Annotated in this window: 26 protein-coding genes and 1 tRNA gene; 9 read left to right on the top strand and 18 right to left on the bottom strand. The window is 38.4% G+C overall.

Translation table 11 applies throughout. The annotated features are described in order from the left end of the window. Positions 1 to 59 precede the first annotated feature (59 nt). Both ACS5PU_RS06210 and ACS5PU_RS06205 read right to left on the bottom strand, forming a co-directional pair. A complete protein-coding gene (locus ACS5PU_RS06210) occupies positions 60 to 431 on the bottom strand; it encodes a hypothetical protein (protein ID WP_439458408.1) in 372 nt (123 codons plus the stop codon). A 328-nt stretch (positions 432 to 759) separates the two neighbouring features. After that, positions 760 to 2,496, bottom strand: coding sequence for a phospho-sugar mutase (locus ACS5PU_RS06205; RefSeq protein WP_439458407.1), 1,737 nt, complete (start codon positions 2,494 to 2,496; stop codon positions 760 to 762). A 344-nt stretch (positions 2,497 to 2,840) separates the two neighbouring features. Here ACS5PU_RS06205 and ACS5PU_RS06200 point away from each other — a divergent pair, with 344 nt between their 5' ends. Both ACS5PU_RS06200 and lysA read left to right on the top strand, forming a co-directional pair. After that, on the top strand, positions 2,841 to 4,154 hold the full coding sequence (locus tag ACS5PU_RS06200; protein WP_439458406.1) for an aspartate kinase: 1,314 nt from the start codon (positions 2,841 to 2,843) through the stop codon (positions 4,152 to 4,154). Between the two features lie 318 nt (positions 4,155 to 4,472). Then, positions 4,473 to 5,645 (top strand): diaminopimelate decarboxylase, encoded by a 1,173-nt coding sequence (gene lysA, locus ACS5PU_RS06195; RefSeq protein ID WP_439458405.1) that lies wholly within the window; start codon positions 4,473 to 4,475, stop codon positions 5,643 to 5,645. A 65-nt stretch (positions 5,646 to 5,710) separates the two neighbouring features. Here the strand turns inward: lysA and ACS5PU_RS06190 are convergent, their stop codons facing one another. The 4 genes from ACS5PU_RS06190 to ACS5PU_RS06175 all read right to left on the bottom strand — a co-directional run bounded on the left by ACS5PU_RS06190 (position 5,711) and on the right by ACS5PU_RS06175 (position 8,454). Next, positions 5,711 to 5,923, bottom strand: a complete 213-nt coding sequence (locus ACS5PU_RS06190; RefSeq protein WP_439458404.1) for a hypothetical protein — start codon at positions 5,921 to 5,923, stop codon at positions 5,711 to 5,713. 43 nt (positions 5,924 to 5,966) lie between these two features. Next, positions 5,967 to 6,785, bottom strand: coding sequence for a hypothetical protein (locus ACS5PU_RS06185; RefSeq protein ID WP_439458403.1), 819 nt, complete (start codon positions 6,783 to 6,785; stop codon positions 5,967 to 5,969). A gap of 18 nt (positions 6,786 to 6,803) precedes the next feature. Continuing rightward, positions 6,804 to 7,181 (bottom strand): SRPBCC domain-containing protein, encoded by a 378-nt coding sequence (locus ACS5PU_RS06180; RefSeq protein WP_439458402.1) that lies wholly within the window; start codon positions 7,179 to 7,181, stop codon positions 6,804 to 6,806. A gap of 82 nt (positions 7,182 to 7,263) precedes the next feature. Then, positions 7,264 to 8,454, bottom strand: a complete 1,191-nt coding sequence (locus tag ACS5PU_RS06175; protein WP_439458401.1) for an acyl-CoA dehydrogenase family protein — start codon at positions 8,452 to 8,454, stop codon at positions 7,264 to 7,266. A gap of 112 nt (positions 8,455 to 8,566) precedes the next feature. Between ACS5PU_RS06175 and folB the strand changes: the two genes are divergently transcribed. Together folB and ACS5PU_RS06165 are read left to right on the top strand one after the other, a co-directional pair. Then, positions 8,567 to 8,935 (top strand): dihydroneopterin aldolase, encoded by a 369-nt coding sequence (folB, locus tag ACS5PU_RS06170; RefSeq protein ID WP_439458400.1) that lies wholly within the window; start codon positions 8,567 to 8,569, stop codon positions 8,933 to 8,935. A gap of 1 nt (position 8,936) precedes the next feature. Further along, a complete protein-coding gene (locus tag ACS5PU_RS06165) occupies positions 8,937 to 10,361 on the top strand; it encodes an FAD-binding oxidoreductase (RefSeq protein WP_439458399.1) in 1,425 nt (474 codons plus the stop codon). A gap of 28 nt (positions 10,362 to 10,389) precedes the next feature. Here ACS5PU_RS06165 and ACS5PU_RS06160 read toward each other — a convergent pair whose 3' ends face one another. Next, on the bottom strand, positions 10,390 to 10,878 hold the full coding sequence (locus ACS5PU_RS06160) for an acyl-CoA thioesterase (RefSeq protein WP_439458398.1): 489 nt from the start codon (positions 10,876 to 10,878) through the stop codon (positions 10,390 to 10,392). A 68-nt stretch (positions 10,879 to 10,946) separates the two neighbouring features. On the opposite strand from ACS5PU_RS06160, the gene ACS5PU_RS06155 reads away from it, so the two are divergent. Together ACS5PU_RS06155 and ACS5PU_RS06150 are read left to right on the top strand one after the other, a co-directional pair. Beyond that, complete coding sequence (locus tag ACS5PU_RS06155) at positions 10,947 to 11,381, top strand: Hsp20/alpha crystallin family protein (RefSeq protein ID WP_439458397.1); 435 nt, start codon at positions 10,947 to 10,949, stop codon at positions 11,379 to 11,381. Positions 11,382 to 11,679: 298 nt separating this feature from the next. After that, positions 11,680 to 12,996 carry a nicotinamide mononucleotide adenylyltransferase gene (locus ACS5PU_RS06150; RefSeq protein ID WP_439458396.1) on the top strand — a complete coding sequence of 439 codons (1,317 nt, stop codon included), beginning with the start codon at positions 11,680 to 11,682 and terminating at the stop codon, positions 12,994 to 12,996. Positions 12,997 to 13,188: 192 nt separating this feature from the next. Here the strand turns inward: ACS5PU_RS06150 and ACS5PU_RS06145 are convergent, their stop codons facing one another. The 3 genes from ACS5PU_RS06145 to ACS5PU_RS06135 all read right to left on the bottom strand — a co-directional run bounded on the left by ACS5PU_RS06145 (position 13,189) and on the right by ACS5PU_RS06135 (position 14,981). After that, a complete protein-coding gene (locus ACS5PU_RS06145) occupies positions 13,189 to 14,211 on the bottom strand; it encodes a S66 peptidase family protein (RefSeq protein WP_439458395.1) in 1,023 nt (340 codons plus the stop codon). A 531-nt stretch (positions 14,212 to 14,742) separates the two neighbouring features. Beyond that, a tRNA-Met gene (locus ACS5PU_RS06140) sits at positions 14,743 to 14,813 on the bottom strand. A gap of 6 nt (positions 14,814 to 14,819) precedes the next feature. Then, positions 14,820 to 14,981, bottom strand: a complete 162-nt coding sequence (locus tag ACS5PU_RS06135; RefSeq protein ID WP_439458394.1) for a hypothetical protein — start codon at positions 14,979 to 14,981, stop codon at positions 14,820 to 14,822. A gap of 338 nt (positions 14,982 to 15,319) precedes the next feature. On the opposite strand from ACS5PU_RS06135, the gene ACS5PU_RS06130 reads away from it, so the two are divergent. Beyond that, on the top strand, positions 15,320 to 16,615 hold the full coding sequence (locus ACS5PU_RS06130; RefSeq protein WP_439458393.1) for a DEAD/DEAH box helicase: 1,296 nt from the start codon (positions 15,320 to 15,322) through the stop codon (positions 16,613 to 16,615). Between the two features lie 134 nt (positions 16,616 to 16,749). Here ACS5PU_RS06130 and ACS5PU_RS06125 read toward each other — a convergent pair whose 3' ends face one another. The 4 genes from ACS5PU_RS06125 to ACS5PU_RS06110 all read right to left on the bottom strand — a co-directional run bounded on the left by ACS5PU_RS06125 (position 16,750) and on the right by ACS5PU_RS06110 (position 21,209). Then, complete coding sequence (locus ACS5PU_RS06125; RefSeq protein WP_439458392.1) at positions 16,750 to 18,030, bottom strand: OmpA family protein; 1,281 nt, start codon at positions 18,028 to 18,030, stop codon at positions 16,750 to 16,752. A 235-nt stretch (positions 18,031 to 18,265) separates the two neighbouring features. Then, positions 18,266 to 18,928, bottom strand: a complete 663-nt coding sequence (locus ACS5PU_RS06120) for a YdeI/OmpD-associated family protein (protein WP_439458391.1) — start codon at positions 18,926 to 18,928, stop codon at positions 18,266 to 18,268. 535 nt (positions 18,929 to 19,463) lie between these two features. Next, entirely contained in the window at positions 19,464 to 19,994 is a 531-nt protein-coding gene (locus ACS5PU_RS06115; protein WP_439458390.1) for an RNA methyltransferase, read from the bottom strand. A gap of 48 nt (positions 19,995 to 20,042) precedes the next feature. Further along, entirely contained in the window at positions 20,043 to 21,209 is a 1,167-nt protein-coding gene (locus ACS5PU_RS06110) for a galactokinase (protein ID WP_439458389.1), read from the bottom strand. 76 nt (positions 21,210 to 21,285) lie between these two features. On the opposite strand from ACS5PU_RS06110, the gene ACS5PU_RS06105 reads away from it, so the two are divergent. Continuing rightward, complete coding sequence (locus tag ACS5PU_RS06105; protein ID WP_439458388.1) at positions 21,286 to 22,335, top strand: aldose epimerase family protein; 1,050 nt, start codon at positions 21,286 to 21,288, stop codon at positions 22,333 to 22,335. Positions 22,336 to 22,338: 3 nt separating this feature from the next. Further along, positions 22,339 to 22,734, top strand: a complete 396-nt coding sequence (locus ACS5PU_RS06100; protein ID WP_439458387.1) for a DUF1398 domain-containing protein — start codon at positions 22,339 to 22,341, stop codon at positions 22,732 to 22,734. Positions 22,735 to 22,838: 104 nt separating this feature from the next. Here ACS5PU_RS06100 and ACS5PU_RS06095 read toward each other — a convergent pair whose 3' ends face one another. From ACS5PU_RS06095 to ribD, 4 genes are all read right to left on the bottom strand, one after another. After that, positions 22,839 to 23,699, bottom strand: coding sequence for a nucleoside phosphorylase (locus tag ACS5PU_RS06095; protein ID WP_439458386.1), 861 nt, complete (start codon positions 23,697 to 23,699; stop codon positions 22,839 to 22,841). 77 nt (positions 23,700 to 23,776) lie between these two features. Then, positions 23,777 to 24,391 (bottom strand): IMPACT family protein, encoded by a 615-nt coding sequence (locus tag ACS5PU_RS06090; RefSeq protein WP_439458385.1) that lies wholly within the window; start codon positions 24,389 to 24,391, stop codon positions 23,777 to 23,779. Continuing rightward, positions 24,378 to 25,244, bottom strand: a complete 867-nt coding sequence (locus tag ACS5PU_RS06085) for an EamA family transporter (RefSeq protein WP_439458384.1) — start codon at positions 25,242 to 25,244, stop codon at positions 24,378 to 24,380. Before ACS5PU_RS06085 ends, ACS5PU_RS06090 begins: the two co-directional genes overlap by 14 nt. Continuing rightward, the gene (gene ribD / locus ACS5PU_RS06080; protein ID WP_439458383.1) at positions 25,241 to 26,296 is read right to left on the bottom strand and encodes a bifunctional diaminohydroxyphosphoribosylaminopyrimidine deaminase/5-amino-6-(5-phosphoribosylamino)uracil reductase RibD; all 1,056 of its coding nucleotides are present in this window, start codon (positions 26,294 to 26,296) and stop codon (positions 25,241 to 25,243) included. The genes ACS5PU_RS06085 and ribD overlap by 4 nt, the downstream gene beginning before the upstream one ends. Positions 26,297 to 26,368 lie beyond the last annotated feature (72 nt).

The raw sequence follows: 26,368 nt of genomic DNA, 5'->3' as shown, positions 1-26,368 counted from the left end.
GAAATACATAATAGACCCTGAAATAAATTCAGGGTGACGATCGCAAAGAAAAGATTTACTTAAACCGTTTTCGGTGGATGAAAAATAGAAATGGAAAGATCTTTAACCGGTTTTTCGATGTAAAGATTTTCGGAGGTGATAATAAAGTAAGGAAGATGGTGGTTAATGGCTACAGTCTGAAATCTGGGTTCAGCCTCTGTAACTCTTTTCAGGTTTTCTTGTGCCTGTTTGTTTTTACCATCCAGATCTTTAAGTTTTTTAGCCAAAAAGCACTGGCCATCACAATGCAGTTCTGGATGTTCTTTATTGATACAAAATACACTGGTAATGTATTCTTTGTTCATTTTATAGCCCGAATATATAACCAATTGCATTGCGCCATTAGAAACGGTACAAGTAATTAGCAGGTATATTAAGATTTTTTTGAACATGGTATTGCGCTGCAAAAGTATCAAAGAAATTGGTTGCAGCAAAGAAAAAACGGATTGAATTATTCTGTCGAAGATACACATTCTTTTTTTTGCCACAGATTCACAGAAAATCCTTCTGTCATTTTATCATTAATCCCTCCGTGTTAATCGGAGCTTCCCGGGGTAATAGGTGATTAACTAAAAGAGTTGTCAACTTTAATAGCCAATATGCTAGTAAAGTTGACAACTCTGAAATTTCCTTCCACAACTTGTCCCGAATGTCGGGAGGCTCAGGATGAAAATTATATGTTTATGAAACAGTCTCTTGTTTTTTAGCTGTGCTAAAAAACTATGCCTGCAAATCAGCCATTACTGCTTTTATTTTCTCGCCAAGCTGTTCGTTAACCGATTCAAAATCTTTTCTATCCGCTAAAGGTGCGTTTACACTGCAATAGAATTTAATTTTTGGCTCTGTACCACTCGGACGTGCAGAAACAATGCTTCCATCTGCTGTAATAAATTGTAGTACATCAGAAGTTGGATAATCCAATTTGGTTACTTTTCCTGTGGCTAAATCAGTTTCTTGGCTCAATTCGTAATCTTTCAATACCGAAACTTTCGATCCGCCCAACGTTGCAGGTGGATTTTCCCTGAACTTAACCATCATGGCTTTAATTTCTTCGGCACCTGATTTACCTTTCTTGGTAAGTGAAACCAGGTCTTCTTTATACAATCCGTACTCAACATACATATCTAACAGGGCATTGTATAAACTTGCGCCTTTATCTTTGTAGTAAGCTGTCATTTCTGATATAAAGGCAGCAGAAACCACTGCATCTTTATCGCGTACCAAATCACCGATCAGGTAGCCATAACTTTCTTCACCACCACCGATAAAATATTTTTTACCTTCTAACTCAGTCATTAACTGGCCAATATATTTAAAGCCCGTTAAGGTATTGTAGTAGGTTACATTTTTCTTTTTGGCAATTTCTTCGATTAAGTTCGAGGTTACGATGGTTTTAACAATAAACTGGTTGCCATCTAATTTTCCACTTTCTTCCCAAGCTGATAAAAGGTAATTGATTAATAAACTACCGGTTTGGTTACCATTTAACAATACCCACTCTCCATCATTATCTTTTACCGCAATACCTACACGGTCAGCATCAGGGTCGGTTGCCAGTACTAAATCTGCATCAATTTCTTTCGCCTTGTTCATGGCCAGGGTTAATGCATCCTTTTCTTCTGGGTTCGGATAAACTACTGTCGGGAAATTTCCGTCCGGTTTACTTTGTTCTTCTACAACAGTTACGTTGGTAAAACCAAATTGCTCAAGGGCCTTCGGTACCAAAGTAATTCCTGTACCGTGGATAGGCGAGTATACAATTTTTAAATCGTGCTGTCTTTTAATTGCCTCTGGAGAGATAGAAAGTGCTGTAATGCCATCTAAATAAAGTTTATCTACATTTTCGCCGATCAATTCGATGTTGGCATCAACGCGGTCAAATTTAACCTCATCAATGCTTTTGATTTTATTTACTTCATCAATTACCAGTTTATCATCCGGAGAAGTAAATTGGCCACCATCAGCTCCATAAGCTTTATAACCGTTATATTCTTTTGGATTGTGCGATGCAGTTAGCATTACACCACTTTTGCAACCAAAATGGCGCACAGCGAAAGATAATTCGGGTGTTGGCCTTAAAGCCTCGAAGAAATAAACATGAATCCCGTTGGCGGAGAAAACATCAGCTGTAATTTTAGCAAAATAATCAGAGTTGTTGCGGCTATCGTGCGCAATGGCCACTTTTATTTTTTCATTAGGGTATTTATTGTTCAGGTAATTCGCTAATCCCTGTGTAGCAGTTCCGATAGTGTATTTGTTGATCCGGTTAGAACCCGCACCCATAATTCCGCGTAAACCACCTGTTCCAAATTCTAAACTTTTATAAAATGCATCCGTTAATTCGGTGGTTGCATCTTTATCAACCAGGGCCTGGATTTCTGCCTTGGTATTTTCATCATAATTTCCACTTAGCCACTGATTGATTGTAGCTTGTGTTGATTGGTCAATTGCCTGCATTGAGCTGTTTTTTAAATTTAATATCTGGTGTTGAACAAAATTTAAGGAATGAAGTTTGGTAAAAACATAATTATTTCCATTCATCCAAATTTTATTTTGTTGAGGTTGTTGCTTTTAAGCTGCTTTTGCTTATTTTCACGCCCCGATACAATAATAAAGAAAATCCAGTATTAAAGTGGGGCGAATGTAACTTTTTTAAAATAGTTTTAAACCGAAAAAGTTATCCCTGCATTATCACAGGTAAAAAAACAATTAATTAAATGATGGAACCATCATGATTTTCTAAAACATAATGGATAAAAAATCTGGTAGCTTCATTGCAATTAAAAACAATAGGTAAAAAAATGAAAATATTAAAATTTGGGGGTACTTCTGTAGGTAGTCCTGAGCGCATGACGAAGTTATTGGATATCATTAATCCAAATGAAGAGCAGATTGTAGTATTATCAGCTGTGTCTGGTACTACAAACAGTTTAGTAGAAATTGCAAATCATTTTTTAGCTGGAGATAAGAAGAAGGGAAGCGACTGTGTTGAAAACCTTTACCAAAAATATAAAGCTTTTGTTATTGAATTATTGCCTGCTGCCGAATTTCAGGAACAGGGAAATGAAGTAATCGATTATCACTTCGGCTTTTTGGCTGGACTGGCAAACGATATTTTTACCCCGATTGAAGAAAAAGTAGTATTGGCTCAGGGCGAATTATTGTCTACAACCCTATATCATATTTATTTAAAATCTATCGGCGTACCATCGGTATTGTTGCCAGCTTTGGATTTTATGAAAACAGATGAAGACAATGAGCCGGATATTCCTTTTACCACAAAGCATTTAACACCTTTGTTGGAGCAGCATAAAGACAATAAATTATTTATTACACAAGGTTATATCTGCCGCAACAGCTTTGGTGAGGTAGATAACCTGCGCCGTGGTGGAAGCGATTATACAGCTTCTTTGCTGGGTGCCGCTATTTTGGCCGAGGAAGTTCAGATCTGGACGGATATTGATGGTATGCACAACAACGATCCGCGTATTGTTAAAGGCACCAAACCTATTGCCCAGTTATCTTTTGATGAAGCAGCCGAGCTGGCCTATTTTGGCGCGAAGATATTACACCCGCAATCGGTTTTCCCTGCACAGAAATATAAAATACCGGTTCGTTTGTTAAATACTATGGAGCCTACTGCGGCCGGTACCTTAATTACCCACGACAGCGAAAAAGGTAAAATTAAATCAATAGCAGCTAAAGATGGTATCACGGCAATCCGCATCCAGTCTAGCCGCATGTTGTTGGCTTATGGTTTTTTACGGAGGGTTTTCGAAGTTTTTGAACGTTATAAAACACCAATTGATATGATTACCACATCAGAGGTTGCGGTATCGTTAACCATTGATGAAACAGCTCATTTACCTCAGATTATTGAAGAACTGGAAAGTTTTGGAACTGTTGAAGTAGATACCGATCACAGTATTGTTTGTGTAGTGGGCGATTTCGGTTCAGAGAAACACGGTTTTGCAAGTAGGGTTTTAGAAGGCTTAAAACACATTCCTATCCGCATGATTTCTTACGGTGGAAGTAATTACAATGTTTCGCTTTTAATTTTAAGCGAATATAAGACTGAAGCACTAAGAAGCCTGCACAACAGGTTATTCGAATAAAAGGAAAAAAGCACCGGTTATTACCAGTAATCCGATCAGGAAGTGAAAAGCCAAAAAGCTTGCTGGTAATAATCCGTTTTTATATTTCCTGTAAGAATTAAATAATCCTGCAGAAAGAATAAGGACAATAAATATGGCTGCTGCTATCTTCATTTTTTGATAAATAAGAGAAACAGTACAATAAAAAGTAGCACGATAAAAAAGCGGACTTTCCCGTTGTATTGTTTTTGGGTAATTCTTCCATGCTTTAAATCCAGGTAGTTACCCAAATAAATTAGCCCAAAGAATAAAATTAAAATTATAATAAGGAATTTGAACATGTTCGCCGATAAAGATATATCAAAGTTTAACAATATAGAAACACCTTTTTACTATTATGATACGGAGCTATTGCAGAAAACTTTGCGCACCTGCGCAGATGCTGCTGCTCCATACCAGTTTCATATCCATTACGCGTTGAAGGCTAACTTCAATGCTGTTTTGCTTGAGCAGATTAAAGGTATTGGTTTCGGCGCCGATTGTGTGAGTGCAGGCGAAGTGAGAAGGGCTGTTGAAGTAGGCTTTGAAGCCGGTAAAATTGTTTTTGCCGGAGTGGGTAAATCAGATAAAGAAATAAATGAAGCACTTGATCTTGATATTTTTTGCTTCAATGTAGAGTCGATCCAGGAACTGGAAGTGTTAAATGAACTGGCGGCTAAAAAAGGTAAAACGGCTCAGGTAGCTATCCGGATTAATCCTAACGTAGATGCACATACGCACCACAACATTACAACCGGTTTGGATGAAAATAAATTTGGTATCAACTCTTGGGATTTACCAGAGTGTGCCGATACTTTAAAAGCTTCTGCTAACTTAAAATTCATTGGAATCCACTTCCATATTGGTTCGCAAATTACCAATTTAGATGTTTATAAAAACCTTTGCGTACGTGTAAACGAATTTGCGACCTGGTTTGAGGATAAAGGTTTTACTTTAAAAGTTTTAAACGTTGGTGGTGGTTTAGGTATTGATTATCACAATCCTAATAACCAGATTCCTGATTTTGAAGCTTACTTTAAAATTTTTAATGAATTTTTAGAAGTTAAAGCCGGTCAGGAAGTACATTTCGAACTGGGCAGGGCATTGGTTGGCCAATCGGCTTCGTTAATTACACGGGCGTTATACATTAAAAAAGGTAAGAAAAAGAACTTTGTGGTTTTGGATGCTGGTATGACCGAATTGATGCGCCCAGCTTTATATCAGGCTTATCACAAAATAGAGAACTTATCTCAAACTCCAAGCGCCAAGCCCCAAACTCCAGGCTTATTTAAATACGATATCGTTGGGCCTATCTGCGAAAGCACAGATTGTTTTGGTAAAGAGGTAGAACAACCAGAATCGTTCAGGGGAGATATTTTTGCTATCCGTAGTGCGGGCGCTTATGGCGAAGTGATGGCTTCAAAATACAACTTAAGAGATGCGATAAGATCAGTTTATAGCACTGAAATATAAAAAAAACATGTCAGTTTGAGCTTGTCGGAATACCTTAATATTATCGACAAGCTCAGTAAGACAAATTATTTTTTTCTGGAAGCCACCACCACAAATACCCCGGCTACCAAAATAATTCCGCCAACATATGGAGGCCAGTTAACAGATTTTTCTTTATCAGCAGAGATCTGAATTGGGCCAGCATCTACCAGTTTTTCTTTTTTGGTATAGGTAAAGCCTGTCCAAATGAGCATGGCAATACCAACAACAATTAATACAAGTCCTACGGTTCTGTTCATAACGATTAAGTTTATATCAGAACAGCATCAAATCAATTATGTTTTATTGGAATGCATAGCCTAAGCTGATTTTATTGCCGAAATTTACGTTATTGGCCAATTCGTAAGAAAGAGAAAAGCGCTTTACCGATAAGAAATAATTAAAAACCCAGCCTATAGAATTTTTTCCTTTAATATCTTCTGCTGCGCTGGTACCGTATCTAAAGCTATTTACAAAATTAGGCGTACCACCGATAAAAAGCCGAAATGCGTGTCTAATGTCATGAGCGCGCCTAGCCCTCCAAATTACCTCTGTCGATAATCCGGTAGTCCAAAGCACCTTTCTATTGGTAACGGCTACGTAATCAGGTATCTTGCTGCTGTAAACTTCTTGTCTAAATTTAGTGTAATCGCCTCCTTCAAAACTTAAAGCATTTTCAAGGTTAATAAACCTAAAATCGGTGTTCCCATTAATTGAAGTACTATGTAGGCCGGTAGAGAACCTTAAGCCAACACCACGTATAGATTTTCTAAAATAGGGAAGATCATCGCTTGAGTTTTCTAAAGCATTCTTATTGATATCTCCATAAGAAGAAGTACCGGTATAGGCGAAAACACCGTAGGATACATTAGATTTTTCGAAGGTTTTTGCACGGCTTATATTTACCATTCCCAGTTCGAAATCAATTCCGCCATCTGGCGACACAGAACCGGCATAACTTGCAGAAACATGGGTTAAGGTTTTAATACTATCTGCACCCATGGCCCGGGGTAGATAGCCCATATTGTTACCCATAATTGCTGGAGTAAGAAAAGTAGAGCAAGAACTGAATGATAATAAGAGGAGTAAGGAGTAAGCGAGAGCGGTAATTTTAGTTTTCATTTTTTTGGTTTATCTGATCTATTCGTCAAAGAAATCTACCAGTCCACCCAAAAAATATTCCTGGATCCCTTCGGTAAAATCTTTATAATCTTCATCTGGAATATTGGTTTGCTTAAATTCCAATGAAGTGCCTTTTTTATCTTCGTGAAGTTTTATGGTTACAATAGAAGGCTCGTTATCTTCGCCAAAATACCATTGCTGTACAATCTGCTTGCCGTAAATAAATTCAATATTTTTTCCTGTAATATCTCCATCCCAAAAAGAAAATTCAGTTTCTGGTACTTCTTCAAACTCAACTTCGGCACCAGTCCATAATTTAATACTGGTTTCTTTGGTAAGTGCTAAATAAACTTCTTCTGGTGGTGCGGATATATAGGTGTATTTTTTAAAATCCATAAAATATTTTAGACTATAAATTGTAAATTAAGGTGATTAATGTAAAGCTAAGATGTTGTAATTGTTATGATAAAAGTTTGTTTTATTTAAAGGCGTTTAATCCGGTTACATCCATTCCGGTAATCAGTAAGTGAATATCGTGTGTGCCTTCGTAGGTTACAACAGATTCTAAATTCATCATGTGGCGCATAATGGAGTACTCTCCGGTAATGCCCATTCCGCCAAGCATTTGGCGGGCGTTACGCGCAATATCCAGGGCAATTTCTACACTGTTTCTTTTGGCCATCGATATCTGTTCCGCAGTTGCACGGTTTTCGCTTTTTAAAGTTCCCAGGCGCCAAACCAAAAGCTGTCCTTTGGTAATTTCTGTGACCATTTCGGCCAGTTTTTTTTGCTGAAGCTGGAAACCGCCAATCGGCTTACCAAACTGCACACGCTCCTTCGAATAACGCAGCGCCGTATCATAACAATCCATGGCTGCGCCTAAAGCACCCCAGGCAATGCCGTAACGCGCTTGGTTTAAGCAGCCCAATGGTCCCTTTAAACCACTTATTTCGGGGAAAACATTTTCTTTTGGAATTTTCACGTGATCAAAAACCAATTCGCCTGTGGCCGAAGCACGTAGGCTCCATTTATTGTGTGTTTCGGGGGTAGAAAAACCTTCCATTCCACGCTCAACCACCAAGCCCCTTATTTTTCCCGATTCGTCTTTTGCCCAAACAACTGCAATATCTGCAAAAGGGGCATTGCTGATCCACATTTTCGCACCATTTAAAATATAATGGCTACCGGCATCTTTAATATTGGTAACCATTCCGCCCGGATTCGAACCATGATCGGGTTCGGTTAAGCCAAAACAGCCCATCATTTCGCCACTGGCCAGTTTAGGCAGGTATTTTTTACGCTGTTCTTCTGTGCCGTAAGCATAAATCGGGTACATAACTAAAGAGCCCTGAACAGATGCGGTAGAGCGGATACCCGAATCGCCACGCTCTATTTCCTGCATTAAAATGCCGTAGGCGGTATAATCTAAACCTGCGCCCCCATATTCAACCGGAATAGTCGGACCAAAAGCACCTATATCAGCCAATCCTTTTATTAAATGTTTTGGAAATTCGGCTCTTTGGGCATAATCTTCAATAATAGGGCTTACTTCTTTTTTTACCCATTCGCGCGCTGTTGCACGGATCAGTTTATGCTCATCGGTTAACAATTCGTCCAATAAATAATAGTCTGGCGCTTCGTATAAGTCTTTTTTTGCTGATTTGCTCATGGTTGTTTACTAATCTGGTTAAGCAATTGGGTTCATTTCAAAGGTAACAATTTACGGCAAGGGGCATTATATTCATGAATAAAAATTTAATTTTGCAGCTTACAAAACATAAATGAGCCACTTTAAACAAACCGTAGCTTTAAAAGATGTAAAATGCTTTGCACTGCACGGTTATTATCCGGAAGAACAGTTAACCGGAAACCATTTTGTTATAGATCTGGTAACCGAATTTACACCTGCAGGTTTTGATGATGAACTTGCCCAAACGGTAAATTATGAAGACCTGAACGCCATTATCCTCGAGGAGATGAAACACACACAAAAACTACTGGAAACCGTTTTGAATAACATCATCTCTAAAGTGATCGAAATTTATCCTTTTGTAGAAAAGATAGAGGTAAGCATGAAAAAGCTCAATCCGCCAATGCCTGGGCAAATAGGGCATTCTTTTGTTAAACTAACTTACTCATCCGCTAAATAAAATGAACTTTACGAAGATAAATCCTGAAATTTTAGAAGAAATCAGATCTGTGTTAGGCGCAGATAAAGTTTTTACCGATGATGAAAGTTTGCATAATTACAGTCACGATGAAACCGAGGATCTCCGTTACCAGCCAGAAGTGGTGGTTAAGCCAACTACGCCTGAGGAAGTTTCTGCTTTGTTGAAAATCTGTAACACACACCACGTTCCGGTAACCCCTAGGGGCGGCGGTACTGGTTTAAGCGGTGCAGCACTGCCTATTTACGGTGGTGTTTCTTTATCGATGGAAAAATTTAAAGCCATTTTAGATATTGATACCGAAAACCTGCAGGCTACGGTTGAGCCAGGTGTAATTACCGAAGAATTTATCAATGCTGTTGCCGAAAAAGGCTTGCTGTATCCGGTTGATCCGAGCAGTAAAGGATCTTGTTTTATTGGTGGTAACGTAGCGCATGGTTCGGGCGGACCGCGTGTAGTAAAATACGGTACCATTCGCGAATATATTTTAAACCTGGAGGTTGTTTTGCCAAATGGCGATATTATCTGGACTGGGGCCAATACGTTAAAATATGCTTCAGGTTATAATTTAACGCAATTAATGATCGGATCGGAAGGGACTTTGGCCGTGGTAACTAAAATTGTGACCAAGCTATTGCCCAAACCTAGCCAATCGGTGTTAATGATGGGCTCGTTCAGTACCAATGAAGATGCCTGTGCCGCAGTTTCTGCTATTTTTAGGGCAGGGGTTACGCCATCGGCCCTTGAGTTTATGGAACGAAAAGGCGTAGAGTGGGTAATTAAATTTGATGATATTAAATTTGATTTAAAGGATGATGTTGCATCCTTATTGATGATTGAATTTGATGGCGATGATTTAGATGATATTTTTAAAAACTGCGAAAAAACCAACATCGTTTTAGAAGAACATCACTGTACCGAAGTTTTATTTGCAGATACAGCTGCTCAAAAAGAAGAGCTTTGGCGTATGCGCAGAACCATGGCCGAGTCGGTAAAATCGAATTCGGTTTATAAAGAAGAAGATACCGTTGTGCCACGAGCAGCTTTGCCTAAACTGGTAAACGGTATTAAAGAAATTGGCGCCAAATATGGTTTCGAAAGCGTTTGTTATGGCCATGCCGGAGATGGAAATCTGCACGTAAACATTATAAAAGCGGGGATGAGCGATGAAGACTGGAAAAATAGGCTCAAATTTGGTATTGCCGAAATATTCGAACTCACCACTGCCTTGGGCGGAACCTTATCGGGCGAACATGGCATCGGTTTGGTACAAAAAGAATTTATGCCCATTAAGTATTCCAATATCCATTTAAATTTAATGCGGGGGATTAAACAGGTTTTCGATCCTACTGGTATTCTCAATCCAGGAAAAATTATGCCTGAACCCTTAAGCCCTAAAGGGGAGTAGCATGGTATGCAATTCCCCCTTCAGGGGGTTAGGGGGCTAGTTGCTCAAATCCTAGCATCTTTTGTTTTTCGGCTTCTGGTATAGCTGTAGGTTTTCCTGTTGCATAATCTACAGCTATGCAAACCGTTTTTCCCTTGCTGCAGATGATTTCTTCAGTACCTTTTATTTTTACAATCTGATACTCCAGGTCAAAACTCGTATTGCCTATTCTTGCTGTTTTTACGTGAATTGCAATTTTATCGTGCATTACAATTGGTAAGATATAATCAAGCTCTGCATGGGCAATCACAATTCCTGTTTTTTTCCAGTCCCACTTTATAATTTCTTCCCAATACTTGGTGCGGGCTATTTCCAGATAGGTAAAATAAATGGAATTGTTAACATGGCCCATCATATCGAAATCGATAAAGCGTAAATGGATATTGGTTTTATAGTTGAATTTGTCGGAAAAAGACTTCTCGACTGTCAATTTGTCTTTTGTTTTAAAGGTTTTTTGCCAAAATGTCTTAAATATCATAAATATTTGGTTTGGTATGTAAGTTGAATAAGCTGTAGTATCAATTAAAAAAATAAAAAATTAGAGATATGACACTTGTAAATTTTAACAACAGAACCCGCAACACAGCACCTTACTTTAACAATGTTTTTGATTCATTGTTTAGCGATGCAGTAACTAAAAACAAAATGGTTGATAAATCGCCAAATGTGAACATTTACGAAAATGAAACAGCTTATGTTATAGAATTGGCTGCACCAGGTTTAAAGAAAGAAGATTTTCAGATCAATTTAAAAAAAGATACCCTTTCTGTTTGGGCAGAAGTTAAAAAAGACGAAACCCAGGTAGCTAAAGATTTTACCCGTAAAGAGTTTGATTACAGCTCGTTTGCAAGATCATTCAATTTACCAGATACTGCTGATGGAGATAAAATTACCGCCGAATATAAAGATGGTATTTTGACTATCAATATCAGTAAAAAAGACGATGCTAAATTACAGCACAAAGAAATTGTAGTATCGTAATAAAAATATTCTCGAAAGAGGATTTTTCATAATAGTTTAGGTTTTTCAAAGGTTATGAATCTTGCATCATCTGATTGGGAAGTAGATGGGAGTGATAATGATGCAGGTTTCATAGTAGTTTAAGTTTAGGTTTTATAAGGTTAATGCTGGATGGCATTAACCTTATTTTTTTACGGTATCCGTCATGCTGATCCGATGGCTATCGGATCAGCATGACGAATTCAATTGAGCGTATTTAGATTGATTTTAAGTTGCATTCTTAAAATTGCCTTAATTTCATTTTTAGTATTTTTGCGCTATGGAGAGAGAAATTCTGGATACGAAACGCAAAGCACTTAAAATAAACCTAGATCCGCGCATTTACGGCACTTTTGCCGAGATTGGTGCAGGACAGGAAGTTTCGCGGAATTTTTTTAATGCTGGTGCGGCATCTGGAACAGTAGCCAAAACCATGTCGGCCTATGATATGACCTTTAGCGATGCCATTTATGGAGCTGAAGCGAATGGCCGATACGTAAGTCAGAATAGGCTTTTGCAAATGCTCAACCATGAGTTTGGCTTGCTTACCGAACGTTTATCAGGAGAAAAGTATGAAAGCCGTACTTTTTTTGCCTTTGCCGATACCGTAACTACTTTAAATTACAAACGTACTAACGAACCGCATGGTTGGGTTGGCATCTGTTTTCAAAATGAACCAGGTGGCCTGCCGAACGAAATATTTTTCCATGTTCGCTTACTGGATACTGATGTAAACATGCAACAGCGTGTTTTGGGTATTATTGGTGTTAACCTGGTTTATGCTGCCTTTTATCATTGCCAGGATCCAAAGCTGATGGTAGAATCGCTGGCGGATAATTTAACCATCGATTCGGTAGAAATTGATCTGATTTCAGTTAAAGGACCGGCATTTGAAGGTGTTGATAATATTCTGCTTAATCTGTATATGATTATGAAGGATTTTTCTGCTGCCGCCATTTTTGATGCTGAAGCCCATCCACGTCAGGCCAAAGATCTGTTGTACAAAAAAGACATCATGATCTTAAGGACCAAGTACGGCCAGAAATCATTGCCCAATTTTAGTTTGTTCAACAAGGCTACCGATCAGTTTAAACGTACCAATAAGGTAGAAGAGGGAAACCTAGCCGTAATGATTGAGGTTTTGTTGACCAATGTTTTAACCGGTGGAGACGAAACACCTGATGATATTGATTTAGAATCGGTAGCTAAACGGACCCAGGAAATGTGCGATACCGGCAATATTGTAATCGTTTCTAACTTTACACGCCACAACCGCCTTGCAAAATACCTGGCCAGGTGCAAACCCAAAAGTGTTGGTTTGGCCACAAACATCAATAACTTAAAATTCGTATTCAACTCATCAAACTTTAATGGCGAAAACTATGCTGGGCAGTTGTTGAGTTATGTAAATGATATGTTTAATACCAACGTGCGTTTATTTGCTTACCCATTTTTAGATAAGAAGACAAATCAGGTAATTACCACAGCAAATATGCCGGTAACAGCTGAGGCCAAACCACTCTTTGATTTCCTTTTAATAAACGGTTATATTACGGATATTGAGGATTATGCAGAGGATGAGGTGAAAACAGTTTAGGAGATCAAAAGAAGTTTTTATATAAAATTCTATCATAGTTAACGTCATTTCGAGCGAAGTGAAACGAAGTCGAGAACCACGAAGTGCTCAGCGAAGCTAAATCTATTTCCAGGTAGATCTCTCCACTCCGCAATGCTCCGGTCGAGATGACGTTTTTTGATTTAGTTCTTCTATGATGAAGTAATAAAAAAACTAAAACGATTGTAATACCGAACCTGTTTCGCTTACGGTAAGCGTGTGATTTGCACCGCATTTTAAGGCAAAATTATTTCGCTGGTGGCCTACGGGGAAATCAAAAGCAACAGGGTAGTTATACTCTTTTACTTTTTCTGATACAATATCGTAAATGGTTTTGCCAAATTCCTCGCCGGCATCATCAGGTTTAACCTTAAAACCACCAATAATTAATCCTTTCAGGTTTTTGAGCTTGCCACTGCGTTTTAAGTTCCACAGCATTCTATCTACACTATAAAGGTATTCGCCAGTATCTTCAATAAACAAAATTTTATTTTTGGTCGTTAAATCAGAATCACTTCCGGCCAGGGTTTCTATAATGCTGAGGTTTCCGCCAACCAAAATACCATCTGCCTTACCTTGCCGGTTATTCGGGTGGGCAGGCGCGGTGTAGCCCATCCGTTCGCCTATCAGCGCATTTTTTATCGATAAAATGGTTTCAATCTGTACCAGTTCTGCTTTGCTCCAGTCATCGGGGAAACTGTTGCACATTTTGGAATGGATAGATGCAATACCGTAATTTTTAGCCAAATGACAGTGCAGCACTGTAATATCGCTAAAACCGATAATCCATTTTGGGTTTTTCTGAAATGTAGAGAAATCCAGTCGATCGATAATGCGCACAAAGCCATAACCTCCGCGGGCACACATAATGGCCTTGATATTTGGATCATCAAGCATTTTTTGGAAATCAGTCAACCGCTCTTCATCCGTTCCGCCGTAGGTAAAATCGCGTTTGCCTATGGTATCGCCAATTTTTATGGCAAATCCCCAGCTCTGCATCTGCAAAACAGCCGGTTGGATCTGCTCCAGGGTAATGTATCCCGCCGGACTTGTAATTCCAATGGTATCGCCCTGCTTTAAATATGGAGGTATTTTAAAAGAAGAACTTTCGCTTTCTACAGTATTGGCTAAAGTTTTAAAGGTGGGCAATACCGTTGCTGCGGCAATAAATGAAGAAAGGAAATGTTTTCTGTTCATCTAAACTATAGAATGTTATTGGATGGGGACTAATATATGATTTAAAAATTTAGGCTTAAAAGAAAAGGGATTTATATCCATAAATCCCTTTTTAAACCAAACAAATTAATCTGTAAAAGATTAGTATAATGTGAATTATATAAATAACCATGTTTGAAATAAAATGTTTTTGAATTATGAAAAAAAATAGTTCTATTGCTTTAAACCAATTAAATAATAGGATGTTTTTATAAAAACCGTCACCCTGTCCAGATTATCCCATCGGGATCAGGGTCTATTTTGGAGGGAAGATGCTGAAATAAATCCGATAGTTATCGGATCAGCACCACAATATAGGAAGATATGAAACTTCAAAAGTTAAAGCTGCAAATAAATATCGTATAGTTCGAAGATTTGCATCACAGTGAGTCAGGATAAAAGTTAAAGGCTACCCATCCGGATAGCCTTTGCTAACAACAAAACAAATATAAGATAACCAAATCTTGCCTGATTTGAGCAGAATCAGGATAAAGTGCTATGAACTACACTTTGAGGCCTAGTAATGGATTCGAACCATCGTAAAAAGTTTATGAAACTCCTACCTTCCAATCGGTCAACTGGCCAGGTTGTTAAACAGGTTTTAACGCCAAGAAATCTTTCAATTCTATAATCTGTTCAGGGTTAATGCTATCTTCGTTTTTATTTTCCTGCAAACGCTGCTGTTTTTCCTGTAGGGGGTAAACCACATTGGGATATTCATCAATGGCCGGAAATTGAAAATAGATTGACATAATTTCTGCGTTTTAATTGTTTAACATGTTATTCTTGTTGATTAATGTTGAGCAAATATATAAATAAGTATATAATATCTATAGATTTAGTAGTATTTAATTTAGAATATTTTTTAACTTATTAATTATCAGTAAATTATTTTTTGTGCCCGGCTTAAAATAAGCACAGAAACTACCCTCAGGAATCATTTATAACGCTATTTTAATTTGTTAATGCCTGATCAGCGTAGAGATAACCAACTGTTTACGGTATCCATTTTTAAAGCTTTAAGATCCAATTCCTCAAAAAGCTAATTATTTTAAGGATATTTGCAGTTCGAAACATTAAAATAGTAATTGTGTCTTTAGATAAATTAAAACTTAGCAAACCACTTGTAGCGGCGATGACTGATGCCGGATTTTTGACCCCAAAGGAAATCCAAACCAGAACCATGTCGCGGATACTGGGTGGCCAGGATGTTATAGCGGTAGGGCCAGAAGGCTCGGGAAAAACCACAACCTACGTTTTAGCTACTTTGATGAAGTTGAAATATGCTTTCGAAGAAGCACCTAGGGCCTTAATTTTGGTGCCAGATGCCGAACATGTAGATCATGTATTGGAAAAATTTAAACTGTTAAACCGCAACAGTACTTTTAGGATTTTAGGCATTGATAGCCGAGGCGTTGTTGAAACCCAGATGAACGAGATTACGGATGGCTGCGATATTATTGTGGCAGTGCCCGACCGCGCCCGCGCTTTATATTTGAAATTGGCCTTAAATACCAATAAAATACAATTGTTTATTGTAGATAATGCCGAACTTATTGTTAAAAAAGGTTTACAGCTGCCTGTGGTAGAATTGGCCAACAGTGCATACAAATCTCAGCATGTGGTGTTTACCGAGGTACTGCACGAGAAATTAAACCACATGATTTCGCCTTTCATGAAAGATTCTACGGCTACGGTAGAAGTGGATGAGATTGGAGAACAACATGCTGAAGTTTATCAGCAGATGCTTTATCAGGTACCTAATTTCCGGACAAAGCTTAATCTTTTAACCTTATTGTTAAACGATGCCGAAGTTTTTGATAAAGTGGTGGTTTTTGTAAATACCCGCTTAACGGCGCAAACTGTGTATAAAAACTTTAATCATGCCAAGGAGGGAGAAATATCCATTTACCGCTCGTTGTTTTTTGATGATAAAGGTTATGATGACATCGAAGATTTTAAAGCGAACGCGGATGCACGGGTTTTAATTGTTGCAAATGAAAACCTTGGCGATTTAGATATTACCGGAATTCCATTCATTCTGCATTTAGAATTACCTGAGCAAAAGGAAACGCTAATACAGCGTATTGTTAAACATGGCGATGATGATGTGGTGGCGATCACTTTTTCTACGGATATTGAATTGATTGAAGTTAAAAAAATTGAGCAGGCCATTGGTCAGAAACTGGAGTTAATGGAACTGCCTGAAGATTTAAAGATTGCAGATACTGCACCGAAAGCTAAGAAAAAGAAAGATGCAGCAGATGAAGAGCCTGAACGGGGCGCTGCTTTTCACGAAAAGAAAGCCAGTAACCTGAAAAATTATAATTATAGTGCCGGCACAAAAGCCAAAATGACTTATAAAAACAAAAAAGGATTGTCGTAAACATCGTTTTCGTCATGCTGAACTTGTTTCAGCAGCTCCTGAATCAAGATATGATTCAAATGTTAATATTTAAAACAAAAAGCTCCCCGGAAAACTAATCCGGGGAGCTTTTTTGTTGCCATTATCATTAATGACTAGTATAAAGTAAACTCTACACGACGGTTTTGCTGACGGCCTGTTGCAGTTTTGTTGGTTGCAATTGGTTGGTCAGGTCCGTAACCTGTAGCTTCAACTCTTGATGCATTTACACCTTGAGATACTAAATAAGCTTTAACAGATTCTGCTCTATCTTTAGATAAACGCAAGTTTAATTCTCTACCACCAGTGTTATCAGTATGGCCAGCTAATTTTAAACTGAAATTTTTCTCGATTAATAATGAAGCCACACGGTTTAAAGTAGCGAATGATTTAGAACGGATGGTTGATTTACCTAAATCGAATTCTAAGTTAGAAATGGCATCTTTAACCACTTTACGGTCAGCTTCAGTAATTACTGTTGTTTCTTTGATAATTGTTTTAGGAGCGGCTAAAGGACAACCTGAACCATCTACAACAGTTCCTGTAGGCGTTCCTGGGCATTTATCAAATTTGTTTGCTACACCGTCACTGTCATCATCACCCAAATCTTTGGCATATTGCTCTCTATCACGTTGTGCATTTTGTTCTGCTGTAGATAATGCTCTTCTCAGTTCAGCACTTTCTTCTGCACTTTGTTTACGTAAATCAGCTATTGCACTATAGTTTTGCAATTGTGAATTTTCTTTGTTTCCTAAAGCAAACTCTAAACCTACGTGCGAATAAGAGAATCTACTTTCATTATAGGCATTTTTAACTGTTGGAGATGATTTGATAAAGTTAATGTCGTAACCAAAATCAATATTGATACCCTTTGATACGCCCAACTTAAATCCAACACCTGTTGGGATAAACCAACCTTCTCTACCAGAAAAAGTTTCTACTGCTCCTAGTTGCGAATCTGAAGACATGTAACCAGCACCTGCTTTTACGTAAGGAATTAAAACTGCATTCTCTGTATTTAAGCTGAAGTTAGCAATATTTAATACCGCAGTTAATGATCCAGACCATTGGATGCTGTTTTTTTGTTCAACATTTGCGACGTAATTTGCAGTTTTGATATCACCTCTTAAAAAGTCGGCCTGTAAGCCCAAAGCAGGTAAAATTTGCTTTTTAATAAATCCACCGTAACCAATGCTTTTAAATTCGCGGGCATCAACACTTCCACCTCCTAAAAATGTATTTTGACTTAAAATACCTCCATGTGCACCAACACTCCATGTTCTTAGTGATTGTTTACCAAATCTACCCGAAGTAGTTGGTGTTTCTTGTGCAAATAATTGTGATGATAATCCTAATAAGGCAATCAACATTGTTGATTTAGTAATTTTCGTATTCATGTTTTTCTATTTTGTAATATTAGTCACTTAACAGTTTTTATATCATACTGTTTTGCATCGACTAAGAAAAAATCCTGCCAAAAACAAAATTTTATACACAAATAGCCTATTATCAGAAACTTAGCAATAGAAAATTATTCCACAAAAAAGTTACTCAAGGATTGAAATCTTCACTTTTTTTGTATATTTTACTATACAAAGTGGATTTTTGATTTTAAGGTTCGGCTGGATTTTTTTATTTATCGGCTGGATTTTTCTTTCGATTTAACAACATTTCTACTGTTTTTTCAATCCTGCTTGCACGTGTTTTCTCTTGTTTAGCAGATAGCACCCAAAGTACATATTCCTTTTTATGTGAGTAGGCGAGCTGATGAAAGTAAGCATGTGCCTGTGGATGATCTTTCATTGCTAAGCTTAAATCATCGGGAAGTTTAACGGTTTTATTAACAGGATCTACATATTCACCAAATTGATTGGTTTTAATGTGGTCGTTTCTCAAGCCAGACGGTTTTACTTCGCTGATAAATTTTAACCTGAGGGCAGTCCAAGTTTCGTTAACAGCGGCCGAAGCGCAAGGAGTCAAGCCAAATGTGCTAAGCTCCTCCCAGCTTTTCATCATATCGAGGTCAGAATTGATTTTAGCTGATTTTTTTGGATAAAATACCCAGAATATCGTTTTTTGATCTATTCTTTTCAGATAACTTTCTATTTGCTTTTTAAGCTGATCTTTAGTTGTTGTAAAGGTTAGGAGTATGTTGAAATTGCTGTTGTTGTCATATTGAACAGAAACACCATCTGGAATGTTGCCCAAAATCGAAGCGGCATGCTCGGGTGCATCAACAACCTGTATGGTATGGCCTGGTTTTACCTGAAGTTTCTTTAGTAATACGTTTTCCATTTTATGTTTATCGTTGTTTGGAGTTTTTCTTTGTGTTCTTTGCTATTCATATTAACTATAAGCCACGGATTCACCGAAAGCACGGATAATTTTCAACATAATTATTTCTATTTACGATCGTTTTCTTTGTGGTTAAAAACCGCCACAGGCTAAGTTGATAATATAAAAAGATTGCTTCGCTCCACCACAATACCCTGTGCTTCAGTTCGCAATTACGCTAGGGTTGGGTGTAAAATGGCAACTTATTAAATCTGCGTAATTAGCGTAATCTGTGGGAAAATGAAGTCCCGCCGATAACACAGATTACCGCAGACTTGCTTATGCGACTCCGTGCCTTTTCTTTGTGTTATCAGCGGTTAAACATAAGCCGCAGATTCACTGAAAACACAGATAATTTTCTTGATCATTAAAATTTCCATTTACGCCGCGTGCGCTGTGTCTGTTTCTTTGTGCCCTCCGTGGTTAAAAAATGAAGATAGTTTATTAAGAGAATTCTGAAACAAAGCTCGGCGGTTGTCGGCTCGAAATGACGAATTTATAACCTTAATTTGGCAAAAAAATCCCAAAACACAATGCCGGCAGAAATTACAATGTTGAATGAATGTTTAGTGCCGAACTGGGGAATTTCAATACATTCGTCGATTTTAGCCATTACTTCATCACTTACACCATCTACCTCGTTACCAAAAATCAGTGCATATTTTTTACTCGGATCAGGTTGAAAGGTATTTAGCATGGTGCTGTTTTCAGCCTGTTCAATAGCGATTATTTCATAGCCTAAAGCCCTTAAGGCCTCAACGGCTTCGACGGTTTCGGTATAGTGTATCCAATCTACCGATTGCGTGGCGCCCAAAGCTGTTTTTTCAATTTCGCGGTGTGGTGGCTGGGCCGTAATACCGCAAAGAATAACTTTTTCCAGTGCAAATCCATCAGCGGTACGGAATATCGAACCTACATTGTGCATACTGCGCACATTATCCAAAACCACAACAACAGGTAATTTTTCCTGTTCCTTAAACGTTTCAATATCCGGACGGTTTAACTCGTCTAACTTTAATTTTCTCATTATTTTGTATTGATCACACTGATTGGTAATTAAACCCAAAATCTGTGTTTATCTATGTTCATCCGTGACTAAATACGGTCCACTGCCAATTTCACTGATATATATTGCGGCGGGGTAGCCAATTTTATCTACGTAATAGGTTGTTAAATGCGTTGCAAAATCTTCCTCAAAACCCTTTTCCAATAAAGCGATGGCGCAACCACCAAAGCCAGCACCCGTCATACGGGCGCCAATTACGTGTTCGTAATCAGAACAGAAATCTACCACGGCATCCAGCTCTTTTCCACTTACTTCGTAAAGTGTGCGTAAGGATTGATGCGAAGCGTACATCAAACGGCCAAACTCTTCAAGGTTTCCTGAATTTAATGCTTTTGCCGCTAAATGTACACGGTCGTTTTCTTTAACCACATGTGTTGCACGGTTTAAAATGGTTTCATCTTCAATCAAATGACTGTGTAAGGCCAGTTTTTCGGCAGTAAGTTCGCAAAGGTATTGAAGGGTGATTTCGCCATTCAGCAGTTTTAATGCGGTTTGACATTCTGCTACGCGTTCATTGTATTTCGAATCGGCAAGCTCGCGCGGTTTATTCGTATTGATAATAGCGAGCACATAGTTTTTGAGCTCTACGTCAACCATTTTGTATTTTAAGGTTTCGCAGTCTAAAACTATGGCTTTGTTTTTCTCACCAAAAGCTACAGCAAATTGATCCATAATGCCTGAGTTTAAACCGATAAAATCGTTTTCAACCCGCTTGGCTATTTTAACCATTTCGAGTTTATCGTAGCCCAGTTTAAAATGATCATTTAAAGCAAAAGCAGTCGCAATTTCTATAGAAGCTGATGAAGAAAGGCCAGATCCGATAGGGATGTTTCCGAAAAACAGAAAATCCAGTCCGGTAATTTCTTTGCCGTCCTGTATAAATTCATTAATTACACCGATAGGGTAGTTCGACCATGCATTACCATCCTTTTGGTTCAGCGTATTGGCTTCGAGTACGGTAGTTGCATCAAAATTTAAACTTTTAAACCTGAATTTATTGTCGCTGTTAGGCGCAATGGCCACCCAAGTTCCCAGTGTAATGGCGCAGGGCATAACCAAACCCCCATTATAATCGATATGCTCGCCAATTAGGTTAACCCTGCCCGGTGTAAAATAAACGGCGTGTGCTTTTTGATGGTAATGTGAGGCGAATTTTTCCTCCAGGTTAATGTTCATTTGGCCAAAATATATTTATAAAAAGCATTAATAATAGTATGTTTGTTTACGAAACAAAAGTACTAAGTTACAATTTATGAGCGTTAAGCAAATACCTACCGGAAAAAATATTGATGGCGAAGAAGTTATCGCAATCGAACTCACCAACAGCAAAGGCACTTATGTTAAAATATTCAATTATGGTGCTATTATCAACAAGTTTGTAGTTAAAAATGCCAAGGGCGAAATGCAGGATATTGTGCTGGGCTTCGATACCTTTGAAGAATATCTTGATCCAGCTTACTTAACTGCTTACCCTTACTTAGGTACCATTGTTGGCCGTTATGCCAACCGGATAAAAAACGGCAGTTTTACTATTGATGACGAAACCTATCAGCTTGCACAAAATGCAGGCACGGATACGCTACATGGTGGAATCGTAGGATTTGACAAAAAAGTTTGGGATGTAATTGAGCTTGGCGACGATTCGCAATCGTTTGTTACCCTACAGTATGAAAGTGTAGATGGAGAAGAAAATTTTCCGGGCAATCTGATTATCGACCTCAGTTTTGAACTTACTGAGAACGACGAGCTGATTTTAAGCTATGAAGCCGAAACAGACCAGGCCACAGCAATTAATTTAACACACCATGGTTATTTTAACCTGGCGCCTAATGGAGGGAGCATTAAAGACCATAAACAACAGATTTTTGCCTCAAATTATTTAGAACAGGATGATAATTATTCGGTAACTGGTAAACTGATCCCAGTAGCTGGTACGCCACTTGATTTTACAAAACCTAAAGCAATAGGTCACGATTGGAATGAGGATGAAGGTTACGACCAGACTTTTGTGCTGGATAAAATCTACGGAGATTTATCGCTGGCCACTAAAACAATTGAAGAGGAAAGCGGTTTAACGTTAAGCGTTTATACTACAGAGCCAGTAGCACACCTATATACTGCAAAGTATTTAAGTGTAAAAAATGGTAAGGGAGGAAAAGATTATAGTAGTTATGGTGCTTTTTGCGTTGAAACCCAGCACCATCCAAATGCGGTTAATGTCCCAGCATTTCCAAGCACCATACTAAGGCCTGAAGATTTATACACGCAAACCACAATTTACAAAGTTTCATTAAACAAATAATATATGTTCACGATAGAAGACATCCAGGCAGCAGGAGCAAAAGTTAAAACTGGTGCAGATTTTCCGCAGTTTATTAAAGAAATTAAGGAATTGGGTGTTAAGCGGAACGATGTATATGTAAGCAATGGTTTGTCTATTTATTTTGATGATGAAGACAATGCCCAACAGGTGGGTTTAGATGGTTATCCGGCTTTGATTATCAATGAAGAATCTTCTGCCGGAAAACTGGAACATGCTTTAAGTATACATCAGAAAGGTGAAACAGATTATTTTACTTTTTGTAAGCAGGCAGCCGATGCCGGTGTAGAAAAATGGGTAACAGACCTTGAAGAAATGACCTGTACCTATTTAGATACTGAAGGCAATGAACTCGTTAAAGAAAAAATACCGGCCGTTTAAGCAGCTAAGCTATCATTAATTGCATAAATTAAGCCAGTACTCCAAGTCCCGATGTCTGTGTTATAAAACTAGATATCGGGATTTTTTATTCTGCATGGTGGCGATTAAATCCGCTCCAAAACCATGGTTATGGCCTGCTCAACAATTTTATTGGGCTCATGGCTAAATTCGAACTTTACCCTGCTCGCTAAAATTGCATTAACAGACAGGGCTTTATGGCCAAGTACTTTTGCCAATGCATAAATACCAGCGGTTTCCATTTCTAAATTGGTTATGCGGTGCTGGTTGCTGTTAAAGCTATTTATTAAACTGATAAAATCGGGAACTGAATTTTTGGCCCTCACCAATCTTCCCTGTGGTGCGTAAAAGCCTGGTGCAGTAATGGTTATACCTTTAGGCATATCTTTACCAATGGTGTTCAATAAATCGCTGCTTGCGGCGGTTAAGTACGGATTTATGTTTTTTAAATGTCCAAAATGGCTTTTCAGGTCATCCATTAAGCTCCGTTCATCACCTGTAAGTTCGTGTACATAGTAATTCATCAGTGCATCCATACCCAAACCATAAGATGAAGCCAGTATGGTGCCCATCGGGATATCGGGCTGAACCGCGCCTGATGTGCCGATACGGATAATATTTAAAGATGTAAGGTGTTTTTTAACCTCCCGGGCTTCAAAATCGATGTTAACGAGGGCATCGAGTTCATTAAAAACAATGTCGATATTATCTGTTCCAATACCTGTTGAAAGTACGGTAACCCGTTTTTTGCCCACATATCCGGTATGGGTAATAAACTCACGTTTACCTTTCTTCAATTCAATCCTGTCGAAAAATTTACTTACTTCGCCTACGCGGTCGGGGTCGCCAACTGTGATTACCGTTTCGGCCACATCGCCGGGTAAAAGATTTAAATGATAAATGCTACCATCTGGATTGATGATTAAATCGCTTTCAGCTATTTTCATACTTGTTTTTTTTGTTCCGCAGATTTCTCTGATCACCGCAGACCAGGTTTTTGCCCAATCTTGTTAATCTGATTAATCTAAATGGTGTTTAGGTATTTAAGTTTAACCCCTTCAATTTTATCAAATTTACTCAAAACCTGATTGAGTTGCGCTTTTCTGACTTCAAATTTTAATATACAACTGGTGTCGAACTGTTGTGCGAGGATTTGCAGATTCTCCTCTTTGCTCAATTTCATAACATCGTTCATCTGCAGGTAATCGAAATATGCTTCATAAATGTCGTTAACGGTTTTGCTTACAACTGTTGAGGCTTTAATGGCTTCCATACTAGCACTTTTGTAGGCATTAATTAAACCAGGTACGCCCAATAATGTTCCTCCAAAATAACGCACAACTACCATTAATACATTGGTAATATCTTCTGAGAGCAAGCAGTTTAAAATTGGCCGGCCGGCTGTGCCTGATGGTTCTCCATCATCGTTTACCCTAAATACCGAACGGTTTGGTGTTAATCGGTAAGCATAACAAAAGTGCCTTGCTTTAGCATGTTCTGCTCTTAAGCCAGCAATAATGGGCTTAACTTCTTCTTCTGAACGGATGGGGTAGGCATAGGCTATAAATTTGCTTCCTTTATCCCGAAACATGCCTTCTGAGGCACTTTCTATGGTTTTATAAGTATCATCGAACAGCATTTTGCGATAGGGTAATGAAAATAACTGCTGCGATTGCAAAAATTATTCCTGCGTAATTGAGTCTGGTAAGCTTCTCTTTAAATATAATGATGCCTATTAGGCTCCCTACAATAATTACCCCCAAATTCATTGCAGCAAAAACAGTAGATGGGTTTTCTGCCAATGCCTTGTGCGCTTTAAGGTAGAAAAGGATATTTCCGAAATTGAAAAAGCCTAAAATAATTCCACATGCTACATTTACGAGCTGCACTTTTGTTTTTCCCGAAATGATCATCGTAATTACAATGATCAACGAAACGATAAATGCCAGGCAAAAAACGGTAAAGAGTGAAGTGGTATAAGGCAGTTCTTTGTATAGGGCAATCTGTTTAAAAAGTACATCGATAAGTCCGAAGCCAACAAAAACCATTATTGGGTAAAGTAAATTGCCTTTGCTGTCATCAGGTGCCGATTTACGTAAAAAAGTTAAAAAAATAGCTAAAAAGCCAATGCATAAACCGGCTATTTTTAAAATGTTAAAATCTTCTTTAAATACAAAATAGGCTGCTAGCACCGGGATGAATAACGATAAACGCTGCGCAATGTCGGTTTTAACGATGCCTAAATTTTTAACAGATGCGGCTAAAAACAAAAAGATAGTGGGTAGCAATATAGCCAGACCAATATAAATGGGCCAGGGTGCAGTGTGGGTGACCAGCTTAATATCTGGCTTGAAGAAGAAAAAGCATAAGGTTAAAGCGGCAAAATAATTTACGGTAACGGCTTGGATAATGCTGATCTGGTAACGTTTGGCCAATTTTAATAAAATGGCAACGGTAACCGAACAGCAGATGCTTAATATAATGTATATCATTTGTTTATGTTGTTTATATAGATAGAGAGTTTATCTTTTTCAATCTCGATCTGCTCTTTTAAACTGCCATTAATATTTGGCGAGGCAATTCCATCTGTCCAGCTATTGGCCGATGTAAAAATACGGGCTTCATCCCATAGGCCGGCATCTAAAAACTGTTTCAATAGGTTAGCGCCACCTTCGATAATTACCGATTGTATATCCATTAAATAAAGTTGGAATGCAATTTTTTGGGGCAGATAGAAGTGCATATCTTCCATCTGGATGTAATGGATATTGCCCTCCACATCGGTTTTTATCTCATTAAAAATAATGGTTTTTGCCTCTGCGTTATAAATGTGGTTGGATTGTGGCACCTGAAGATGTTTATCAATAACCAAGCGTATGGGGTTTTTGCCAGGCCAGTTTCTGGCCGTTAACTCAGGATTGTCGATGATGGCGGTCTGCTTGCCGATCAGGATAGCATCTTCTTCAGTTCGCCATTGGTGTGCAAGCCTTTTGGCCAAGGCCCCGCTGATCCATTTTTGATGCCCGTCATTCGTAGCAAAATAGCCGTTTGCAGTTTCGGCCCATTTCAATATAATATACGGCCTCTGCTGCTTAATCCTGGTGAAAAATCTTCTATTAAAGTGCCTGCATTCTTCGTCTAAAATACCGCTTTCAACTCCAATTCCTGCGGCTTTCAGCTTTTCAATGCCTTTTCCATCTACGCCACTAAATGGATCACGATTACCAATAACCACCTTTTTCAATTGATGTTTTACCAATAAATCGGCACATGGCGGTGTTTTGCCAAAATGGGCACAAGGCTCTAGGTTAACATATGCAGTAGCCTGTTTTAAAAGGTTTTCTGCTTCATCGCCATATTTATCCAGCACCGCTTTAACCGCATTTGGTTCTGCGTGCGCCTGGCCATATTGCTGATGGTAGCCTTCGCCAATAATTTCGCCATTGGCCACAATTACACAGCCAACCATAGGGTTCGGACTTACATTTCCAATACCCAGGGCAGCTAATTCTAAACAGCGTTTTATGTAAAATTCATCGCTCATTAGCGCAAAAGTAGTAAAAAATGAGTCACGGAATATGTAAAAGCCAATTCATATCATCGCAAATAAGTAATT

This window comes from Pedobacter sp. GSP4, assembly GCF_051857575.1.
Lineage (GTDB): Bacteria > Bacteroidota > Bacteroidia > Sphingobacteriales > Sphingobacteriaceae > Pedobacter.
Note: the sequence above shows the minus strand (reverse complement) of the source record. Positions and strands in the feature narration are given on the sequence as shown.

Coding starts and splice junctions, on each gene's coding strand:
- ACS5PU_RS06185 (WP_439458403.1), bottom strand. CDS start 6,785: ATGAAAACTAAAATTACCGCTCTCGCTTACTCCTTACTCCTCTTATTA.
- ACS5PU_RS06150 (WP_439458396.1), top strand. CDS start 11,680: ATGGAGAGAGAAATTCTGGATACGAAACGCAAAGCACTTAAAATAAAC.
- ACS5PU_RS06085 (WP_439458384.1), bottom strand. CDS start 25,244: ATGATATACATTATATTAAGCATCTGCTGTTCGGTTACCGTTGCCATT.
- ACS5PU_RS06095 (WP_439458386.1), bottom strand. CDS start 23,699: ATGAAAATAGCTGAAAGCGATTTAATCATCAATCCAGATGGTAGCATT.
- ACS5PU_RS06115 (WP_439458390.1), bottom strand. CDS start 19,994: ATGAGAAAATTAAAGTTAGACGAGTTAAACCGTCCGGATATTGAAACG.
- ACS5PU_RS06155 (WP_439458397.1), top strand. CDS start 10,947: ATGACACTTGTAAATTTTAACAACAGAACCCGCAACACAGCACCTTAC.
- ACS5PU_RS06135 (WP_439458394.1), bottom strand. CDS start 14,981: ATGTCAATCTATTTTCAATTTCCGGCCATTGATGAATATCCCAATGTG.
- ACS5PU_RS06200 (WP_439458406.1), top strand. CDS start 2,841: ATGAAAATATTAAAATTTGGGGGTACTTCTGTAGGTAGTCCTGAGCGC.
- ACS5PU_RS06210 (WP_439458408.1), bottom strand. CDS start 431: ATGTTCAAAAAAATCTTAATATACCTGCTAATTACTTGTACCGTTTCT.
- ribD (WP_439458383.1), bottom strand. CDS start 26,296: ATGAGCGATGAATTTTACATAAAACGCTGTTTAGAATTAGCTGCCCTG.
- ACS5PU_RS06160 (WP_439458398.1), bottom strand. CDS start 10,878: ATGATATTTAAGACATTTTGGCAAAAAACCTTTAAAACAAAAGACAAA.
- ACS5PU_RS06090 (WP_439458385.1), bottom strand. CDS start 24,391: ATGCTGTTCGATGATACTTATAAAACCATAGAAAGTGCCTCAGAAGGC.
- ACS5PU_RS06175 (WP_439458401.1), bottom strand. CDS start 8,454: ATGAGCAAATCAGCAAAAAAAGACTTATACGAAGCGCCAGACTATTAT.
- ACS5PU_RS06190 (WP_439458404.1), bottom strand. CDS start 5,923: ATGAACAGAACCGTAGGACTTGTATTAATTGTTGTTGGTATTGCCATG.
- folB (WP_439458400.1), top strand. CDS start 8,567: ATGAGCCACTTTAAACAAACCGTAGCTTTAAAAGATGTAAAATGCTTT.
- ACS5PU_RS06205 (WP_439458407.1), bottom strand. CDS start 2,496: ATGCAGGCAATTGACCAATCAACACAAGCTACAATCAATCAGTGGCTA.
- ACS5PU_RS06180 (WP_439458402.1), bottom strand. CDS start 7,181: ATGGATTTTAAAAAATACACCTATATATCCGCACCACCAGAAGAAGTT.
- ACS5PU_RS06105 (WP_439458388.1), top strand. CDS start 21,286: ATGAGCGTTAAGCAAATACCTACCGGAAAAAATATTGATGGCGAAGAA.
- lysA (WP_439458405.1), top strand. CDS start 4,473: ATGTTCGCCGATAAAGATATATCAAAGTTTAACAATATAGAAACACCT.
- ACS5PU_RS06110 (WP_439458389.1), bottom strand. CDS start 21,209: ATGAACATTAACCTGGAGGAAAAATTCGCCTCACATTACCATCAAAAA.
- ACS5PU_RS06125 (WP_439458392.1), bottom strand. CDS start 18,030: ATGAATACGAAAATTACTAAATCAACAATGTTGATTGCCTTATTAGGA.
- ACS5PU_RS06120 (WP_439458391.1), bottom strand. CDS start 18,928: ATGGAAAACGTATTACTAAAGAAACTTCAGGTAAAACCAGGCCATACC.
- ACS5PU_RS06100 (WP_439458387.1), top strand. CDS start 22,339: ATGTTCACGATAGAAGACATCCAGGCAGCAGGAGCAAAAGTTAAAACT.
- ACS5PU_RS06165 (WP_439458399.1), top strand. CDS start 8,937: ATGAACTTTACGAAGATAAATCCTGAAATTTTAGAAGAAATCAGATCT.
- ACS5PU_RS06145 (WP_439458395.1), bottom strand. CDS start 14,211: ATGAACAGAAAACATTTCCTTTCTTCATTTATTGCCGCAGCAACGGTA.